Genomic DNA, 565 nt, shown 5'->3' on the forward strand with positions numbered 1-565 from the left:
GGCAAAAGAACGGGATAATATCTTATAATGACGAGGATATCTCGAGATTATCTCCGGAAAAAATAGTGGAAAAGGGCATCGTTTTGGTTCCCGAGGGCAGAAAGATCTTTCCGAACCTGACCGTTATGGAAAATTTGATGCTGGGAGCTTACTTGAGAAAGGATGAAGAGGGAATAAAAAGGGATCTAGAGTGGGTATTTGAACTTTTCCCGAGGCTTAAGGAGAGGACTTGGCAAAAGGGAGGGACTCTGTCGGGAGGAGAACAACAGATGCTTGCCCTAGGCAGAGCGCTCATGGGCAATCCGCAGCTTGTCATGATGGATGAACCCTCCTTGGGACTTGCGCCCATCTTGGTGAAGGAAGTGTTTGATATAATAAAAGAGATAAATGCTCAGGGCAAGACCATACTTCTCGTCGAGCAAAATGCCTTTGCCGCGTTAAATATAGCTCATTACGCGTACGTCTTGGAAGTGGGCCAAATAGTTCTCCAAGGCCCGGGCGAGGAGTTGATAAAAAATCCACAAGTGAGGGAGGCATATTTAGGTGTCTGAAGGGCCTGTTCGTG

General features: G+C 46.9%; 1 protein-coding gene. It reads left to right on the forward strand.

Features of this window, described 5'->3' with window-relative positions:
- A partial coding sequence (locus R7P64_RS24475; RefSeq protein WP_318124218.1) for an ABC transporter ATP-binding protein occupies positions 1-551 on the forward strand: 551 nt, incomplete at its 5' end.
- Positions 552-565: the final 14 nt, after the last annotated feature.

This window comes from Vibrio sp. 2304 (assembly GCF_033339475.1).
Classification (GTDB): Bacteria; Pseudomonadota; Gammaproteobacteria; order Enterobacterales; family Vibrionaceae; genus Vibrio; species Vibrio alginolyticus.